Annotated in this window: 18 protein-coding genes; 10 read left to right on the top strand and 8 right to left on the bottom strand. The window is 70.6% G+C overall.

What is annotated here, in order from left to right; translation table 11 throughout:
- Window positions 1-626: 626 nt before the first annotated feature.
- The gene (locus ACFWY6_RS04780) at window positions 627-2,093 is read right to left on the bottom strand and encodes a hypothetical protein (RefSeq protein WP_384686390.1); all 1,467 of its coding nucleotides are present in this window, start codon (window positions 2,091-2,093) and stop codon (window positions 627-629) included.
- An 812-nt stretch (window positions 2,094-2,905) separates the two neighbouring features.
- Between ACFWY6_RS04780 and ACFWY6_RS04785 the strand changes: the two genes are divergently transcribed.
- From ACFWY6_RS04785 to ACFWY6_RS04795, 3 genes are all read left to right on the top strand, one after another.
- The gene (locus tag ACFWY6_RS04785; protein WP_384686429.1) at window positions 2,906-3,481 is read left to right on the top strand and encodes an ankyrin repeat domain-containing protein; all 576 of its coding nucleotides are present in this window, start codon (window positions 2,906-2,908) and stop codon (window positions 3,479-3,481) included.
- Window positions 3,482-3,623: 142 nt separating this feature from the next.
- On the top strand, window positions 3,624-4,490 hold the full coding sequence (locus ACFWY6_RS04790) for a GyrI-like domain-containing protein (RefSeq protein WP_384686392.1): 867 nt from the start codon (window positions 3,624-3,626) through the stop codon (window positions 4,488-4,490).
- 91 nt (window positions 4,491-4,581) lie between these two features.
- Entirely contained in the window at window positions 4,582-5,250 is a 669-nt protein-coding gene (locus ACFWY6_RS04795; protein WP_384686431.1) for a DNA alkylation repair protein, read from the top strand.
- Window positions 5,251-5,344: 94 nt separating this feature from the next.
- On the opposite strand, the gene ACFWY6_RS04800 is transcribed toward ACFWY6_RS04795, so the two are convergent.
- Window positions 5,345-5,908, bottom strand: a complete 564-nt coding sequence (locus ACFWY6_RS04800) for a cysteine hydrolase family protein (RefSeq protein ID WP_384686394.1) — start codon at window positions 5,906-5,908, stop codon at window positions 5,345-5,347.
- 196 nt (window positions 5,909-6,104) lie between these two features.
- On the opposite strand from ACFWY6_RS04800, the gene ACFWY6_RS04805 reads away from it, so the two are divergent.
- On the top strand, window positions 6,105-6,452 hold the full coding sequence (locus ACFWY6_RS04805; protein WP_384686396.1) for a hypothetical protein: 348 nt from the start codon (window positions 6,105-6,107) through the stop codon (window positions 6,450-6,452).
- 60 nt (window positions 6,453-6,512) lie between these two features.
- On the opposite strand, the gene ACFWY6_RS04810 is transcribed toward ACFWY6_RS04805, so the two are convergent.
- Entirely contained in the window at window positions 6,513-7,574 is a 1,062-nt protein-coding gene (locus ACFWY6_RS04810; RefSeq protein WP_384686398.1) for a class I SAM-dependent methyltransferase, read from the bottom strand.
- 146 nt (window positions 7,575-7,720) lie between these two features.
- Window positions 7,721-8,362, bottom strand: a complete 642-nt coding sequence (locus ACFWY6_RS04815) for a LysE family translocator (protein WP_384686400.1) — start codon at window positions 8,360-8,362, stop codon at window positions 7,721-7,723.
- A 176-nt stretch (window positions 8,363-8,538) separates the two neighbouring features.
- Between ACFWY6_RS04815 and ACFWY6_RS04820 the strand changes: the two genes are divergently transcribed.
- Window positions 8,539-8,991, top strand: a complete 453-nt coding sequence (locus tag ACFWY6_RS04820) for an Lrp/AsnC family transcriptional regulator (protein WP_266874251.1) — start codon at window positions 8,539-8,541, stop codon at window positions 8,989-8,991.
- A gap of 9 nt (window positions 8,992-9,000) precedes the next feature.
- On the opposite strand, the gene ACFWY6_RS04825 is transcribed toward ACFWY6_RS04820, so the two are convergent.
- From ACFWY6_RS04825 to ACFWY6_RS04835, 3 genes are all read right to left on the bottom strand, one after another.
- On the bottom strand, window positions 9,001-9,525 hold the full coding sequence (locus ACFWY6_RS04825) for an HAD domain-containing protein (protein ID WP_384686402.1): 525 nt from the start codon (window positions 9,523-9,525) through the stop codon (window positions 9,001-9,003).
- A 34-nt stretch (window positions 9,526-9,559) separates the two neighbouring features.
- Window positions 9,560-10,300: a class I SAM-dependent methyltransferase gene (locus ACFWY6_RS04830; RefSeq protein WP_384686404.1), complete on the bottom strand. Its 741-nt coding sequence runs from the start codon at window positions 10,298-10,300 to the stop codon at window positions 9,560-9,562.
- A 76-nt stretch (window positions 10,301-10,376) separates the two neighbouring features.
- On the bottom strand, window positions 10,377-10,730 hold the full coding sequence (locus tag ACFWY6_RS04835; protein WP_384686406.1) for a hypothetical protein: 354 nt from the start codon (window positions 10,728-10,730) through the stop codon (window positions 10,377-10,379).
- Between the two features lie 370 nt (window positions 10,731-11,100).
- Here ACFWY6_RS04835 and ACFWY6_RS04840 point away from each other — a divergent pair, with 370 nt between their 5' ends.
- The 5 genes from ACFWY6_RS04840 to ACFWY6_RS04860 all read left to right on the top strand — a co-directional run bounded on the left by ACFWY6_RS04840 (window position 11,101) and on the right by ACFWY6_RS04860 (window position 15,624).
- Entirely contained in the window at window positions 11,101-12,870 is a 1,770-nt protein-coding gene (locus ACFWY6_RS04840; protein ID WP_384686408.1) for a sensor histidine kinase, read from the top strand.
- A 118-nt stretch (window positions 12,871-12,988) separates the two neighbouring features.
- The gene (locus ACFWY6_RS04845) at window positions 12,989-13,408 is read left to right on the top strand and encodes a roadblock/LC7 domain-containing protein (RefSeq protein ID WP_361822547.1); all 420 of its coding nucleotides are present in this window, start codon (window positions 12,989-12,991) and stop codon (window positions 13,406-13,408) included.
- Window positions 13,405-13,767: a DUF742 domain-containing protein gene (locus tag ACFWY6_RS04850; protein ID WP_266874241.1), complete on the top strand. Its 363-nt coding sequence runs from the start codon at window positions 13,405-13,407 to the stop codon at window positions 13,765-13,767. Before ACFWY6_RS04845 ends, ACFWY6_RS04850 begins: the two co-directional genes overlap by 4 nt.
- Window positions 13,748-14,362 carry an ATP/GTP-binding protein gene (locus tag ACFWY6_RS04855; RefSeq protein ID WP_361822319.1) on the top strand — a complete coding sequence of 205 codons (615 nt, stop codon included), beginning with the start codon at window positions 13,748-13,750 and terminating at the stop codon, window positions 14,360-14,362. The genes ACFWY6_RS04850 and ACFWY6_RS04855 overlap by 20 nt, the downstream gene beginning before the upstream one ends.
- Window positions 14,359-15,624 carry a cytochrome P450 gene (locus ACFWY6_RS04860; RefSeq protein ID WP_384686411.1) on the top strand — a complete coding sequence of 422 codons (1,266 nt, stop codon included), beginning with the start codon at window positions 14,359-14,361 and terminating at the stop codon, window positions 15,622-15,624. Before ACFWY6_RS04855 ends, ACFWY6_RS04860 begins: the two co-directional genes overlap by 4 nt.
- A gap of 39 nt (window positions 15,625-15,663) precedes the next feature.
- Here the strand turns inward: ACFWY6_RS04860 and ACFWY6_RS04865 are convergent, their stop codons facing one another.
- Window positions 15,664-16,890, bottom strand: coding sequence for a cytochrome P450 (locus ACFWY6_RS04865; protein ID WP_384686413.1), 1,227 nt, complete (start codon window positions 16,888-16,890; stop codon window positions 15,664-15,666).
- Between the last annotated feature and the right edge of the window lie 240 nt (window positions 16,891-17,130).

The following is a 17,130-nucleotide window of genomic DNA, read 5'->3' on the forward strand; positions in this document are numbered from 1 at the left end:
ACGTGGGCCGGTGCCGGGGGTGTGATGCGAGCCTGCGCTGAGCTCGCGCCGAGGGTGGCCGGGACCTGGCCGGAGGAGTCGGCCTGCGCTTGCCTGCGTGCGGCCGCGCCCTGGGGTCGGTGCGGACGGATGCCAGAGGACTGACGCCCCAGGCCCGAGGCCATCGCAGCCAGGCCGGAAGCGTCAGCCCATCCGGGCCCGCACACCGAAGCAGTCGCGCCCTCAAGCCGCCGCCACGGACCGACCTCGGCGGACCGACAACCCAGGCCCGAGACCATGCCGGAGGTGATCGCAGCCGGGCCCGGAAGGGTCAGCCCACCCAAGCCTGCGCACCGAAGCGGACGCGCCCTCTCGCCACCACAGCCCCACCTCGGCGGACCGACACCCCCGACCCGAGACCACGCCGCAGGCCATCGCAGCCAGACCCGGAAGCCTCAGCCCACCCAAGCCTGCGCACCGAAGCGGACGCGCCCTCTCGCCACCACAGCCCCACCTCGGCGGACCGACACCCCCGGCCCGAGACCACGCCGCAGGCCATCGCAGCCAGACCCGGACGCCTCAGCCCACCCAAGCCTGCATGCCCGCAAGCCGCCGCGCCGCCCCTCCCCGCTCGAGATCCCTCCGCGTCAGGCCACCGGCCCGCGCAGCCCGGCCACCGCCCACTTCGCCCGTGTCGAGAGGCCGCTCAGCGCCTTCGCCGACTGCTTGGCGATCGTGTTGAGCAGGAGCTTGCCGTGGGTCATCGTGGCCCGCGCGAGGTCCGCGTCGCCCGCCTCGACCGCCGCCAGCGTCAGCTCAAGGTGCTGCTCCGTGATCAGCCGGCCGAGCCCTCGGCGGTGCCACTCCGCCACCGTGCTGTCCGGAGCCGTGCCGTTGACGCCGACCGCCGCCCGCGCCCGCTCCAGGGCTCGTCCCGCTGCCGCGAGGTCGCCCTTGCCGCGCTCCAGGCGGGCCAGGATGTACGCCTCCGAGGCCCGGTCCCATGCGGTGTCCTGGAGCGAGAGGAGGTTGAACTGGGCGCGGGCCGCCTGTGCGTGGTCGCCTATGCGCTCCAGCGCGCGGCTCAGTTCCCGGAGCCGGTCCGCGTGCGGGCCCGTGTCGTCCAGGAGGCGGATGAGGGCCACCCGGGCGTGCTCGGTGCGCCCCTGCCGATGGGCCAGCTCGATCCAGGTGAACTCGCTCTCCGCAGCCGCATCCCGCCCGTGCCGCTTCGCCTCCTCGGCGCGGGCCCACTCCACGGCACCGGCGCTGTCGGTGACCTGCCCCCAAGAGGCCGACCGCAGCAGCGGAACATCCTGGTCCTGCCCGTACGACGCCACCAACACCGCGGTAAGCCGCTGCTCCTCGAACGGCTCGGTCCGCTCGGCACCCTCGCGCTCCAGCAGGAAACGCAGAAACGGCAGGTCGCCGTCCCGGCGGTCGAACTGCGCCGCCCGCAGCGCCCCCGCCCGGAGCACCGGATCCGCGGCCGCCTCCTCCCGCGCGCCGAGGTCGCCGGAGTGCATCCGCTCCAGGATCTCCCGCCCCGGGCCGAGGACGACGTCGCGCAGACACTGCCGATAGGACTCGTGCAGCTGGTACGCGCACAGGTCACGGGAGTTGAGCAGCACATGGTCGGGTTCGGTGCGCCCGGCGGCCGACTCCGTCAGGGCGAAGAGCTCGGCCAGCGGCCGGTCCGGCAGTCCAAGGCCACTGATCAACGCGGCCCGCTGCGCGTCCAGTTCGGGGGCGAACTCCTCGCGGGCTTCATCGTCTCCCGCACGCACCTGGGCCCGCAGCCCCTCCTCGTCCAGCTCGGCGGTGAGCCCTTCGCACCATTCGGGCAACCGGACGAGCATCTCGAGCGCCTCGCCGACACTGTCGGCGATCAGTACGGCGTCACCCTCGGAGGACGCGTGGAGCACCGCCTGATCCGCGCACAGGAAGTACGTACCGCCGGTGTCGTCGCCGGCGATCGCCTCCAGCGACGCACCTGACGCCAGGTGCACGTCCTCGACGTGGTACGCCCGGCTCACGTCGAAGTTGAAGGGAAACGCGGCCAGTTCGGCCAGGTCGGGGCGGCTGCGCAAGAGCTCCAGTACGCGATCGGTCATACGACCGAACCCTAGCCAGGCCCTCGTGGCTGCCAGGCATCACCCACACACAACGGCCGCCGCGCAACCTCAGAAGGGAACAGCCGGCCCGGCCTCACCCAGCCGAAGCAGCGCCCTGTCCATGCACTCGGCAACCGAGGCCCGTCGGCCCGCAGCCCGGCGGGCAACGGTCCACCACCGGCGGCGAACGTCCACGCCGGCCGTCCGTCCCGCAAGCGCTCCGCATCGACTCGGATCATCGCCCCACGCCCTGCTCCCCGAGCCACTCCAGGATCAGCACCGCCACATCCTCGACGCCGCTGCAACCCGACCCGCCGACGCCCCCACATCGGCCGCGACCGCACGACGTACCCACACCACGCCCAACGGACCACGCACCACGCACCACGCACCACGCACCACCACAGACATGCGCTCCCCCGCATCAACCGAACAGCTGACACGAACGTCGGCTCAACGCCCCCGCAGCTCTATCCGGTTCAGCGACAGCTCAGGCCCCCGGACCGCCCGAGCATGGACAGTGCGGGCCCAGGACGCACGCCCCGCCCGCGCATGACGTCCCGCCGCCGATGCCGATCCACCAGCCGAGGAAGGCGGCAAGGACAACCACCCCCACCGAAAGAGGAACCATGGCCTCCACACGTCACGCGCCCCTCCTGCTCGTCCCCCTCCTCGGCCTGGGCCTGCTCGCGACCGCCTCCGGAAGTTCCGCGCCCGACAGCGGCGCCGCCGCCGAGCGCAAGCCGTCGGCCACCCGGGCCGACTCGCCCTCCCCCAGCGCGAAGCCGAAGGGGACGGCCGCCGACGGGGCCCTGCTCGACGCCGCGCGATCCGGTGACGCCGACGCGGTGCGCGGCGCCATCAAGCGGGGTGCCGATCTGGAGACCCGCGACAGCAGCCGCCGTACGCCGCTCCTCCTGGCCGCCACCGGCGATCACGTCGAAGCCGCCCGGCTGCTCGTCGAAGCCGGGGCCGACCCGGATGCCCTGGACCAGCAGCACGACACCCCGTGGCTGGTGACCGGCGTGACCGGCAGCGCGGCCATGGCGCGCACTCTGGCGGCGGCCGAGCCCGACTACACGATCCTCAACCGGTATGGCGGCACCTCCCTCATCCCGGCCGGCGAGCACGGCCACGTCGCCTATATCCGGGAGGTCACCACCAACCCGGACATCGATGTGGACGTCGACCACGTCAACAACCTCGGCTGGACCGCGCTCCTGGAGGCCGTCATCCTCGGCGACGGCGGGCGCGACCATCAGGAGACGGTGAGGCTCCTCCTGGACGCCGGAGCCGACGCGTCCATCGAGGACAAGGACGGCGCGACCGCGCTCGACCACGCCGAGCAGCAGGGGTACGACGGGATCGCCCGGCTCCTGCGCGAGTGAGCCGTGCGACGTGTGCTGTATATCTGCTGCTCAGGGGGATCGTCGGCGCCCTGTCGCACCCGATCGGACCGGGCACAGGATGTCGGGTCCTGCAGGGTGCGGCCTTCCTAATGTGAAGGACGTAAAGGGAAGGAAGCCCGAAGTGCTTGAGCGGCTGAACGAGGCCCTGGATCACATCGAGTCGCATCTCGATCAGCGGATCGAGGTGACCGATCTGGCGCGGATCGCGATGACGTCGGAGTACCACTTCCGTCGGATGTTCTCCGCGCTGGCGGGGATCTCGCTGTCGGAGTACATCCGGCGCAGGCGGCTGACCGTCGCGGGCGCCGAGGTGCTCGCCGGGGAGCGGACGCTGCTGGACATCGCGGTGCGCTACGGCTACGGCTCGGGGGAAGCGTTCGCGCGTGCGTTCCGCGCCGTACACGGTGTGGGGCCGGGCGAGGCCCGGCGGGACGGTGCCGCTCTGCACGCTCACCCTCGGATGTCCTTCCGTCTCATTGTCGAAGGCAGTAGCAGCATGCGATACCGGGTCGTGGAGAAGGACGAGTTCCAGGTGGTCGGCAAGAAGGTCCGGGTCCCTCTCGTCCACGTGGGGATGAATCCGGCGATCGCCGACTTCATCCGGGGCATCGACGCGGAGACGATGCAGCGCGTCAGGGCGCTGTCCGACCAGCAGCCGGAGGGGATCGTGGGGGTCAGTGACAACCTCGACCTGAGCCGTGCGGAGGGAACCGAACTCGACTACTACCACGCGGTGGTGACCGCGACCGCCGCGCCGGAGGACCTGGACGCGCTCGCCGTCCCGGCGGGTACCTGGGCGGTCTTCGAGAACTCGGGCCCGTTCCCGGAGTCGCTCCAGTACCTGTGGCGGGACGTGTTCACGCAGTGGTTCCCGTCCAACCCGTACGAGAGCAGGCCGGGCCCGGAGATCCTGCGGACCCGCCTGTCGCAGGACGCGGCACAGGCGGACGCGGAGCTGTGGATCCCCGTGGAGCGCACGGCGGTCTGACCTGATCCGTACAGGACCCTCATAGGCTGCATCGCGCACGCAACGCGCACGCAGCAGACGCACCAAACAGGAGGCTGAGGTGTCCGAGGCGATGGTGGCCGAGGTGATGGCCGAGCTGGCCGGGCTCGAGGACCCGAAGGCCCGTGCGGTGAACGAGAAGCACGGTGACGATCACGGTGTGAACCTCGGCAAGCTGCGCGCGCTCGCGAAGCGGCTGAAGACGCAGCAGGAACTCGCGTGCCGGCTCTGGGAGACGGACGACACCGCGGCGCGGCTGCTCGCGCTGCTGATCTGCCGCCCGAAGGCGTTCGACGGTGACGCGCTGGACGCCATGATGCGCGAGGCGCGCACCCCCAAGGTGCACGACTGGCTCGTGAACTACGTGGTGAAGAAGAACCCGCACGCCGAAGAGCTGCGCCGGGCCTGGTCCGCCGATCCGGATCCCGTGGTCGCGAGCGCCGGCTGGGCGCTGACCACCGAACGCGTGGCGAAGAAGCCCAAGGGCCTCGACCTGGCCGGGCTGCTCGACGTCATCGAGGCGGAGATGAAGGACGCCCCGGATCGCCTGCAGTGGGCGATGAACCACTGCCTGGCCCAGATCGGGATCGAGCACGCCGAGCACCGCACCCGTGCCATCGACATCGGTGAGCGCCTGCAGGTGCTCAAGGACTATCCGACTTCCCCGGGCTGCACGTCTCCGTACGCACCCACCTGGATCGGCGAGATGGTGCGCCGCCAGAACGGGAAGACGGTGGCCTGAAGAATCCCATACGGCTATGCCTGTCAGGGAAACGGAGCGGGTCGCAGCCCGGCCGGAATCCCCCGCCCCGTCATCAACTCGCCCTGGTGCGCGGCTAACGCGCCTCTACGGCTTTCACCCAGTCGTCCACGGTGCGGACGTCCGCCCACAGCGGGAACAGTTTCTCGGTGAGGAAATCGTGTGCCTCGGGGTCGGTGTCGAGGCAGGCGTCGTGCAGGACCGTGAGGCCGAAGTCCATGTCGTTGGCCTGGCACAGGGTGTACAGGACCACGGCGCTGGTGGCGATGCCGGTGAGGACGAGGCTGTCGATGCCGCGCGTCCTGAGCACCAGGTCGAGGTCGCTGCCCGAGAACGCGCTGCCCCGCCGTTTGGTGACCACGATGTCGCCCTGTTGCGGCGCGACGTCGTCGTGGATCCCGGTGCCGTGGTCGCCCTCGGTGAACAGACCGGCCCGCACGGCCGAGGTGACCGCGCGATTGTGCGGGCTGACGTCGGGATTGCCCGGCCGTAACGCGATGACCACGTAGATCACGGGTATGTCCGCAGCGCGGGCACCGTCGATCGCCCGGCGCAGGCGGGTCAGATATCCGGAGCCGTCGTCGGCGATGGCGACGATGTCCCGTTGGATGTCCATCACCAGGAGAGCGCTGTTCGGCATGCCTGCCGTCCCTTCTTCCTTCACCGGGGTTCCCTCCAACGGGACTCCGCTCACCAGGAATTGCATCACAGCGAGGGGCCAATCGGGTGACAGCGAACCGCTTTCTCCGCCGATCACCGCAATCACAGGTATCACCGCTGGTCAGTGCGGGAATGCGGGATGCGTCCCATCGCTCTTCCGGTAAAGGAATGCCTAGATGCGCCTGCGTCACACACTGGCCGCCGCGGCCGGTGCCGCCCTGCTGCTTCTGACCGTCCCCGGTGCCGCGCACGCGGCCGAGGGCGACTTCAGGTACACGTTCATCGACAGCGCGGGCAAGGAGGGGCAGGCCACCCTCCACAACCCCGCGAGCGGGGAGTGCATCATGCTGCCCGAGGCAGCCGTGGAGTACACCCAGCCGCCCGCCCATTCGCCCAAGAACCGCACCGACGGCTTCGCGATCGTCTTCACCAACGCCGACTGCACGGGCGACCAGTTCACGCTGCGCCCCTACACCGGCGGCGCGAGCGAGCGCCTCAAGCTCCGTTCGGTCCTGTTCGTCTGACCCTCCGCCAGACCGCCCCTGTCAGCCCGAGGATTCGGGTCGGACAGGGGCGTTCTGGAGTCAGGCGACGGTCCGCGCCACGTAGTAGGCGTTCAGCGGGTCGCCCTCGATCGACCGGATCTGTACGTCGGTGAAGCCTGCCTCGGCGAGCATCCGGCGTGCGGTCTGCTCGCCCCACATGGTGCCGAGTCCCGCGCCGCCCGTGCTCAGCGACGTGGTCATGCAGTAGAAGACCGAGAAGCCGAAGAGGGCGGGCCCGAAGGGGTGGTCGAGGTTCTCCTCGAGCTTGCTGGACGCGGCGATGTCGCACATCAGGAACGTGCCGCTGTCGCGCAGTGCGGCGGCGACGGCGTTCAGGGTCTCCTGTGGCCGGGCCAGGTCGTGGATGACGTCGAAGGCGGTCACCAGGTCGTAGCGTCCCGTGATCTGTGTCGCGTCGCCGACCGTGTAGTGGACGTTGTCCAGGGCGAGGCGTTCGGCCTCATCGCGGGCGGCCGCGATGCCTTCCTCGGACTGGTCGAGGCCGTGGAAGAGGCTGCGCGGGAACGCCTTGGCCAGGACGAGCGGGGCGTGGCCCTGGCCGGTGCCCACGTCCAGCGCGTCGATGCCGTTGCTCAGCTGCTCGGCGAGGCCGGGGACGAGCGGGATGATCGTGTCGACGAGGGCCGCGTCGTACACGCGGGCCGTCTCCTGTGCCTGGAGTGCCTGGAAGCGGGGGTAGGCCGAGTACGGGACTCCGCCGCCCTCCCGGAAGGCCTTGAGGACCTGCTGTTCGACCTCGCCCATCAGCCCGATGTAGGGCGTCATCCCGGCGAGGTTGTCGGGGCCCGCGGCCGTGGTGAGCGACGCGGCGTGCTCCGGCGGCAACAGGTAGGTCGCGCCGTCCGGCTCGTACTCGACGACACCGCCGAGGACCATGCCGCCGAGCCACTCGCGTACGTAACGTTCGTCGAGCTGCGCCGCCTTGGCTATGTCGTCACTGGTGGAGGGCGGCAGCGTACTCATCGTGTCGAAGAGGCCGGCCTGGTGGCCGGTGCTGACCAGGAGGGCGAGCACCCCCTTGTTGAGCACGTCGACCATCAGGCCGGCGAATTCTTCCTGCCGCGCGGGGTCCAGTGTCATGGTCCCTCCTCAGAACGGCATGACCTTTGCGCCCCATTTATTACGTTACGCCCCTTCGCTGTGGCGGCGATGAGGGCCGGGGCGGCCCGTCGGCCGGGGGCCCGTCGGCCGGGGGGCGGACGCCTTCCGGCCACGCCCACCAGGAGCTACGCAGCCAGGCGTTCGGCCATCAAGAACGCGCCGATCAGGATCATGGCGGCGCCCGATGCGCGGGTGACGGCGCGGGCGGCGGCCGGGCGGGTGCTCAGCACGGTGCGGGCCAGCACGCCCACACCGAGGTAGACCACCGCGCAGCTGAGCGTGTGCACCATGCCGAGCGCGCCGAGCTGGGCGGCCAGCGGCCAGTCGGCGGTCGGGGTGGTGAACTGCGGGAGTATCGCGAGGAAGAGCAGCAGGGCCTTGGGATTCAGGCCGCTGATGCCCGCCCCCTTGAGGATCCCGGCAGCCCGGGAGGCGCCACCGGTGGCGCCCTGCGGGACCCCCGAGGTGTCCGTCGCCTCACCGGGTGTTCCGGGCCGGGCCAGGGCCGATGCGCCCAGCCAGATCAGGTACGCGGCGCCCGTCATCGTCAGCGCCGTGAGCACGCCGGGGCTGCTCGCCACCGCGGCCGCCACACCGCCCGCGACCACGGCGGTCAGGGCCACATAGCCGAGCACCAGACCACTCACGGCCGGCACCACCGAGCCTCCGCGCAGGCCGGCCGTGATGGCGTACGCCCAGTCCGCGCCCGGGACCAGGATGAGGAGGACGGACACCGCCCAGAAGGCGGTGATGGTGCTGATGGCCACGGAAACACTTCTCCTATGAACGCGTGAGCTCGTGAGCTCGTGAGCTCGTGAGCTCGTGAGCTCGTGAGCTCGTTTGAATGCGATGCTGCGATGCACAGAGAAGATTAGTTCCGATTTGACCAAAGATGTTTCCAAGTATGATCGCCAGAGCGGTATGTCGTGGAAGAATCTCCCCCATGGACGATGTGGACCGGAAGATTCTTGCCGAGCTCCAGGACGACGGCCGGCTGACCGTCACCGAGCTCGCCGCCCGCGTACGGCTCAGCCTCTCGCCCTGCCACCGCAGGCTGCGCGAACTGGAGCGCAGCGGCGCCATCCGCGGCTACCGCGCGATCCTCAACACTCAGCAGGTGGGTCTGACGTTCGAGGCGCTCGTCTTCGTCACCATGCGCCAGGAGGACCGGGACACCGTCGCCGACTTCGAGGCGGCCGTCGCCGACATCCCGTACGTGCTGCAGGCCCAGCGCCTCTTCGGCGATCCCGACTTCCTGCTGCGCATCGTCAGCCCCGACCTGCCCGCCTTCCAGCGGCTGTACGACGAGAAGCTGGCCACCCTCCCCGGTGTGATGCGGCTCAGTTCCACGCTCGTGATGAAGCACGTGGTGCAGGAACGCCCGCTGCCGCTGTGAGGGAATTCCTCAACTCCCGTGAAGGCGCAGCCACTTGTCGAGGGTGGCGAAGTCCTCGTCGGTGAGGCCGCGCCGGGCATCGACGCGATGCAGCAGGGCCGGCTGCGGGTGGTGCGCCGCCACCCACGCGCGGTCGGCGTACGTGATCTCGTCGTCCACCCAGGCGAAGGGGCGGCCCGCGGCCCGGTCGACCAGGGGGCGGGTCTTCCCGTGGAGTCCACCGGCCTCGTCATCGCCGGACGGCTCCGGCCAGCTCACCACGGGGAGTTCCGGCAGGCCGAGCCAGGGCGCGATGCAGTCGTTCGCGTCGGACATCCATGTCGTGGCCCACACGAGTTCGCAGGGCAGCGCCCGCAGGCGGCGGCCGTGGGCCGGATCGATCCTGGTGATCAGCGGGTTCGCGTCGGCCGTCGCGGGTGCGAAGGGGCTGTCGTACGTCGGATATCCGTCGGGAAGCTGTTGCCGGGTCGCCCCGAAGGGAATGAGCGGGCCGTCGACGTCGAGGAAGAGGAGGGGCAGCGTGGAACCGATCACGCCTGCACCGTAGCGATGTTCGGGCACGCGGCGGTCAGCTCGCACCGTCCTCCGGGCGTCGCGCCAGGAAGACGAGCTCGCGCCCCGGCCGATCGGGCGCGTCACGAACCTCCTCCACCACGAACCCGTGCGCCGTCAAGTCCGCCTCGACCTCCGCCCGTTCGCGGAACCGCAGGGTCGAATGCGATGTCAGCACCTCCCCGTCCGCGACGAGCACGCAGGTCCCTCGGAACGTCACCAGCGGGCCATTGACCTCGATGACCTGAACCCACTTCTCGACCGCGCCGACCCCCGGGACCTCCATGACCTCGTAAGAAGCGTCGCGGTTCCACTCCTCCCAGGCGCGTCTGGCCGGATCCCGGGTCTCGAGGACCAGATGCCCGCCCGGCCGCAGGGCCTCATGGGCACCGCGCAGGGTCTGTTGCCACATCTCCGGGTCGTCGATGGCCTGGGCGACGTTCCCCGTCATGGTCGCCAGGTCGACCCGCAGCGGCGGGAGCGACGTCGCGTCACCGCAGATCCACCGCACCCGCTCGCTGCCCGGCTTGGCACGGGCGACATCGAGGGACGCCCGTGCGGGATCGACGCCGACGACCTCGATCCCGCGATCGGCGAGCAGCAGCGCGAACACTCCTGTCCCACAGCCGATGTCGAGCACCCGACGCGCACCGAACTCCCCCGCGATGCGTACGTAGGCGTCGAGATCGCCGCGGTCGGGGTCGAGCGGATCGTAGAGCGCGGCGAACCGCGGATTCCCGAACGCTTCGTCAACCATGCCGCCGAAGATATCCGCGGCCGCCGCTCGACGGCTCGTCGATTTCTCCGGCGGCCGGGCCGCGATCAGTCGGACTTCAGTGGAACTCGTGGACCAGCTGGATCTCGCCGACGATATGGGCATTGAAGTCGTCGAGCTCTTCGGCCGGTACCCACAGTTCGAGGATCGTGCGGCCGCCGGCCTGCTGGACGGGGTAGCGGCTGACGAAGCCCGTGTCGACCTCGAAACGGGTGACGAAGCCTGCTCCGTCGTGCTTCACGTTCCAGTCCCGCGCGATGCTGATCGCGTAGTCCTCGTTGAGCACCGGGTAGAAGATCGGCTGCTCGGGCAGGCGGGGCGGCCAGGCGCGCCAGTTCAGCTCGCGGACCAGGTCCAGCTCCTTGGGGCCCGTCGGGCGCCACAGGGTCGTCGTTGCTTGCCGGCTGGTCATGAGGGGGTCGCTCTCCGGGAGTTGGTGGCCGCCGTTCGAAATACGGCTGGTCGGAGAGGGGAAGATACCGGGTTCGTGGGGCTGGGGGCCATGTCGGCTTCGGAGCCCGGGGCGGCGGCGACATCGAGGTCGAACTCCTCTATCACGACATGATGTTCGAGGGTCGAGATCGCGACGAACTTCGCTCGCGGGCGGCTCCTGGGCGGACTGTTCCAGTTGTCCGGCCTTCGCGCTCCGCGGGGTGACTAGCATGGCGCGAAACAGGGTCCGGAAGATCGCCGTCCTCTTGGTGTTCTCTTCCCGACCCGTTGCCGGACCCGTAGCGGTCGGCTCGTTGTCATCCTGCACTCATGGACCGAGGGACCGCTGAATGCCAGTGCCTGCTCCTCCCCGCCCGCGCCACATAGCGAAGGCGCCGCGCCCCGCGCCGGCCGTTCCCCTGGCCGTGCTGGTTGCCGCCGGTGCGGCCGGTGCCGTCGCGGGTCTGTCGGCACCGGACGGCGCCCGTGGCTGGACGGTCGCCACGGTCGTGGTCGCGTGGCTGTGCCTCGCGGTCGTCGTGGTGGTCGGCTCGCTGGGCGTGCGGCGGGTCCGCCGGTCCGCCGCGGCGGAGCACGCCGACGCCGGTTCCCTCAAGGCGCAGTTGGCGCAGCAGGGTGCCGAGTCCGCGCATCTGGTGAATGTCACGCTCCCGACCGTGGTGAAGCGGCTGCGTGACGGGGCCGGTGCGAGCGAGACGCTGGCGCAGACGGCGCCGCCGTCGGATCCCCAACTCCGCCAGGTCATGCAGGTGTTCGCGTCCGTGGTGGAGGAGTCCGTGCGGCACGCCGCCACCGCCGAGTCGGAGCGCGACAGTGCGCAGGGACAACTGGCGCAGGCCGCCCAGGAGTTGGAGCAGCTGACGGGGGCGACGCTGCCGGCCGCGATCGGGCAGCTGCGCGAAGGGGCCTCGGCCGACACCGTGCTCGCCGGTCTCGACTGGCCGCGCAACCCCTTGCTGCGGGTGCCCGCCGAATCCCTAGTACGCGAACTCGCCCACAGCGAGCGGCGGGCCGCGGCCGCGCAGGCCGCGTCCGCCAAGGCGTTGAGCCGGGTGCAGGCGAAGTCCGTGAGCATGCTCGCCGATCTGCGGGACATGCAGGAGCGGCACGGCGTCGAGGTCTTCGGCGATCTGCTGCGGCTCGACCACAGCACGTCCCAACTCGGCCTGATGACCGACCGGTTGGCCCTGTTGATGGGTGGCCGCTCCAGTCGCGCATGGAACAAGCCGATCGTCATGGAGAGCATCCTGCGGGGTGCGGTCGGCCGGATCTCCGCGTATCAGCGGGTGCGGCTGCACTGCTCGACGAACGTGGCGATCGCCGGTTTCGCCGCCGAGGGCGTCATGCATCTGCTCGCCGAGCTCATGGACAACGCGGCGAACTTCTCCCCGCCCATCGACGAGGTGCATGTCTACGTCGAGGAGCGCAGCGCCGGGATCGTCGTGACCATCGAGGACAGCGGTCTGAAGATGGCCGACGCGGCGATGCGCCGGGCCGAGGAGTCAGTCTCGGGGCGGATCACGGACCTCGCGTCGCTGCAGGGCACCCGCCTCGGTCTCGCCGTGGTCGGGCGGCTCGCCGCCAAGTACGCGATGAGCGTCAACTTCCGGCCGTCGTCGCGCGGCGGCACGGGCGTGGTCGTCCTGCTGCCTCCGCAACTCCTTGCCCAGCAGCGCGATCCCGCGCCGCAGCCGCCGGTGCGCCGGACGGCCGAGCCAACACTCGCGGCGGTCCCGCAGGTGCCCGCACCCGTGGCCGCGGAGATCCCCGCCGCCCCTGAGCAGCCCGAGCCGCCCACGGCTCCTGCCGAGATCCCGGCCCAGCGGCCCCGTCCCGCCGACGCCACCCCGAACGGCCTGCCCGTGCGCGCTCCCGGCCGCACCATGGCCGAGGCCGACCGTGAGCGGCAGCAGCGCAGGGCCGCGTCCGATGCCGCCGCAGCCGCCACCGCGGTGCCCGCCGGCGAGACGGCGCAGCCACGTGACGCCGGTTCGCGTTTCGGTGCCTTCCACCGCGCTCGGCGCGCCTCGGGCGACATGCCCGGAGCCGCCGAGGCGCCCGGCACCGATGCCGGATCCGGGCCGCCGCCCGCCCCGTAGAGCCGAAGCCTCCCGTACGGCGCCCGGGCTCTGGCGCCCCCTTCCCCCGCTCGACATCGTGAGATTGGAGGCACGGGCCGGTGACCGGACCTACCCGGCGCATCTCGCCCCACCCACCATGCAGACCACTGACAACAGCCTGACCTGGCTCCTGCAGAGCCTTCTGAAGCGCACCCCTGGCACGCGGCACGCCCTGGTGCTCTCCCGGGACGGCCTGAAGCTGTGCTGGAGCGAGCACCTGACGCTCGACCAGGCCGACCAGCTGGCGGCGATCTGCTCCGGCATCCAGGCGCTCGCGCAGGGCGCATCCGTGGAGTTCGGCGACGGGACCGGCGGCGTCCGGCACTCCATGACCGAGTTCCACGGCGGGCTGCTCTTCATCGTCGAGGCGGGCGAGGGAGCACACCTGGCGGTCGTGGCGGACGAGAACGCCGACCCCGGTGTGGTCGGCCATCAGATGACCGAGCTCGTCGAGCAGATCGGGGAGCATCTGCGCGCCGAGCCGCGTGCCCAGGACGAGGGCGGCGACTCCTCGTGACGCCCCGCAGGCCCGTGGACATCGGTGATCCGGACCGCCTTTACACGGTCACCGGTGGCCGCAGCCGCGCCGACGACGATTCGTTCGACCTGGTCACGCTGGTGGTGAGCGAGTGCGAGCCGGCCGCGGGGATGCAGTCGGAGCACGTACGCATCCTCGAACTGTGCCGGCATCCGACGGCCGTGGTGGAGATCGCGGCGGAGCTGAGGCTGCCGATCACGGTGGTGCGGATCCTGCTGGGTGACCTGCTCGCCACGGGCCGGATCACCGCCCGTCATCCCCGCGCGGCCGGCTCGGCGGCCGCCATCCCCGATTCCGCCCTTCTCAAGGAGGTGCTCCATGGGCTCCGCAACATCTGAGCTGCCCTCCCGTACGCCCCTGTCCGACACTGCCGAGACCGGCTTGAAGATCGTCGTGGTGGGCGGATTCGGTGTCGGCAAGACCACGCTGGTGCGGTCGGTCAGCGAGATCCGGCCGCTGAACACCGAAGAAGTGATGACGCAGGCCGGTGTCGGTGTCGACGAGACGGCCGACGTGGCCGCCAAGACCACGACCACGGTGGCGTTCGACTTCGGGCGGATCAGCCTCAACGAGCGTGTGGTGCTTTACCTCTTCGGAGCACCCGGCCAGGAGCGCTTCTGGTTCCTCTGGGACCGGCTCTTCTCGGGCACGCTCGGTGCGGTCGTGCTGGTCGACACGCGGCGCATGGACGAGTCCTGGTACGCGATCGACCGGCTCGAACACCACAAGACGCCGTTCGTGGTGGCCGTGAACCGGTTCGACGACGACACCTCCGCGCATTCCCTCGCGGAGATCCGGCAGGCCCTTGCGCTGCCCGGCCACGTGCCGCTGATCGACTGCGACGCACGGGTGCGGTCGTCGGGCAAGGACGTACTGATCACCCTCGTGGACCACCTCTACGAACTGGCCATGGCCCAGGAGATGACACCGTGACCGAGCCGACCGGACCCGCCGCCGAGCAGAGCCCGCCCCCCGGCTGCCCCGCCCATGCGGGCGCCGTGCGCCTGGGCGGTCTGGAGTATCAGCAGACGCCGTCGCAGCTCTACCGCAGCCTGCGCAGCGAGCACGGCTCGGTCGCGCCGGTGCTCCTGGACGGGGACGTGCCCGCGTGGCTGGTGCTCGGCTACTCCGAGGTCAGCTATGTGACCGGCCACGACGAGCTGTTCGCCCGTGACTCGCGGCGCTGGAACCAGTGGGAGCACATTCCCGCCGACTGGCCGCTGCTTCCGTTCGTCGGCTATCAGCCTTCGGTCCTTTTCACCGAGGGCGAGGAGCACCGGCGGCGGGCCGGGGTGATCACGGAGGCGCTGGAGGGGGTCGACCAGTTCGAACTCGCCCGGGACAGCGGCCGGATCGCCGACCGGCTGATCGGTGAGTTCGCCGGCAGCGGGCAGGCCGAGCTGATGAGTGCGTACGCGCACGCGCTGCCGATGCGGGCCGCGGTGCAGATGTGCGGCATGCCGCACACGGGCACGGACACCCAGCAATTGGTGGACGATCTGCGGATCTCGCTGGACGCGGCGGAGGGCGACGACCCGGTGGCGGCGTACCTGCGCGTCGGGGAGCGGATCCAGCAACTGGTCAAGGAGAAGCGGGAGAGGCCGGGTGCGGACGTCACATCGCGGATGCTGCTTCACCCTGCGGGCCTGACCGACGAGGAGATCGTCCAGGACCTGATCTCGATCATCGCGGCGGCCCAGCAGCCGACGGCCAACTGGATCTGCAACACGCTGCGGCTGATGCTGACCGACGAGCGGTTCGCGCTGAACGTGTCCGGCGGTCGGCTGAGCGTGGGCGAGGCGCTCAACGAGGTGCTGTGGCTCGACACCCCGACGCAGAATTTCATCGGCCGCTGGGCGGTGCGCGACACCCAGCTCGGCGGGCGGCAGATCCGGGCGGGCGACTGTCTGGTGCTCGGCCTCGCCGCGGCCAACACCGACCCGCAGATCTGGCCCGAGTCGCATGTGGGCCCGGAGAACTCCGCGCACCTGTCGTTCAGTCACGGCGAGCACCGCTGCCCGTACCCCGCCCCACTGCTCGCCGATGTCATCGCCCGTACGGCGGTCGAGACGCTCCTGGAGCGGCTGCCCGACCTCGTACTCGCGGTGGAGTCGCAGGAGTTGACCTGGCGTCCGTCCATCTGGATGCGGGGTCTGACATCGCTGCCGGTGCAGTTCACGCCTGTGGCGCACTGAAAGGTGGCGGGGCGCCGCGTGGGCGGCGCCCCCGTGGGGTCAGGCGGTGACAGGGGTGAACCGCACCGGCAGGGACTGCGGCCCCCGGGTGAACACCCCTTGCTCGACCGGGTCGAAGCCGTCGGCGAGCCGCACATCGGGCATCGCGTCCAGGAGCTGGCCGACGCCGGTCTCCACCTCGGCCTTGGCAAGCAGCGCGCCCACGCAGAAGTGCCGGCCGAGCGCGAACGAGAGATGGTCGGCGGCGGCGGAGAACGCGGTCGTGGTGGTCAGGTCGTCGCGGAAGATGTCGAAGCGGTCCGGCTCCGCGTAGCGCTGCTCGTCGCGGTTGGCCGAGCCGATCAGGCAGGTGACGGTGGCCCCGGCGGGGATCGTGCCGCCGGTGAGCTCCACCTCGGTGGCCGACTGGCGCATGATCATGTGGACGGGCGGGGTGTGGCGCAGCGTCTCGGCGAAGGCGCGGGCGATCAGTGTGCGGTCCTCGCGGACGGCCGCCAACTGCTCCGGGTGCGTCAGGAGGTTGGCGAAGATGCTGGCGATCGCCTTGTCGGTGGTCTCGCCGCCGGCGGCGAGCAGCAGGCTGCAGAACGCCTTGATGTCCTCGTCACTCATGCGTACGCCGTCGAGCTCGGCGGCGCACAGCGTGGACAGCAGGTCGTCGCCGAGGTTGTCGCGGCGCTCCCGGATGATCGGGAACATGTACTCGGCGAACTCGACGCGGGTCCGTTCGCCGGCCGCCGCGACGTCCGGGTCGCCCGCCAGGTTGCCGAGGAAGGCGATGACGGTGGTGTACCAGCCGTGGAAGCGCGCGTGGTCGGCCTTGTCCAGGCCGAGCATGTCGGCGATCACGTTGACGGGGAAGCGGGTTGCGTAGTCCGCGACCAGGTCCACCGTGCCGGTGTACCGGAAGGCGTCGATGAGTTCGCGGGAGTTGCGCTCGATGACGGGCAGGAACTTCTCCTGGAGGTCGCTGCCGCGGAAGGCGGGTGCGACCAGGGCCCGGCGCACCGAGTGCTCACGGCCGCTGAGCTGGAGGATCGTCTTGCCGTGCACCGGCTCGATCTGCCAGTCGTAGTTGTCGGTGGTGAACTGCGAGGTCTTGTCCTTGAACACGCGCTCGACATCCGCGTACCGCGAGACGATCCAGCTCTGCGTCGCCTCGTGCCACAGCAGCGGCGCGCTCTCCCGCATCGCCCGGTAGGCCGGATAGGGGTTCTCGGCGAACTCCGGCGAGAGGATGTCGGGGATCTGCTGCGCGGTGGACATGAAGCTCCTTGGTCAGCGACAGGGGGTGCGCACCAGGCTATTGATCACGTGGCGGCCCAACCAGCCTGTCCTGGCCTCCTGTTGAGCGCTGCACTAACCTTGGCTGAAAATCGCCGTGCGGCCCGCCCGGGGGGCCCCCGGGGGGGGGGCCGCCGGGGCCCGGAGGCCGCGGGCGCACCACACACAATGGCCCCGGGGGGCGCCGCAGAACACGGGGGAAACGGGGGGGTGTTTGTTGAG

The sequence above is a fragment of the Streptomyces sp. NPDC059037 genome (genome assembly GCF_042740015.1).
Taxonomy (GTDB): Bacteria; Actinomycetota; Actinomycetes; order Streptomycetales; family Streptomycetaceae; genus Streptomyces.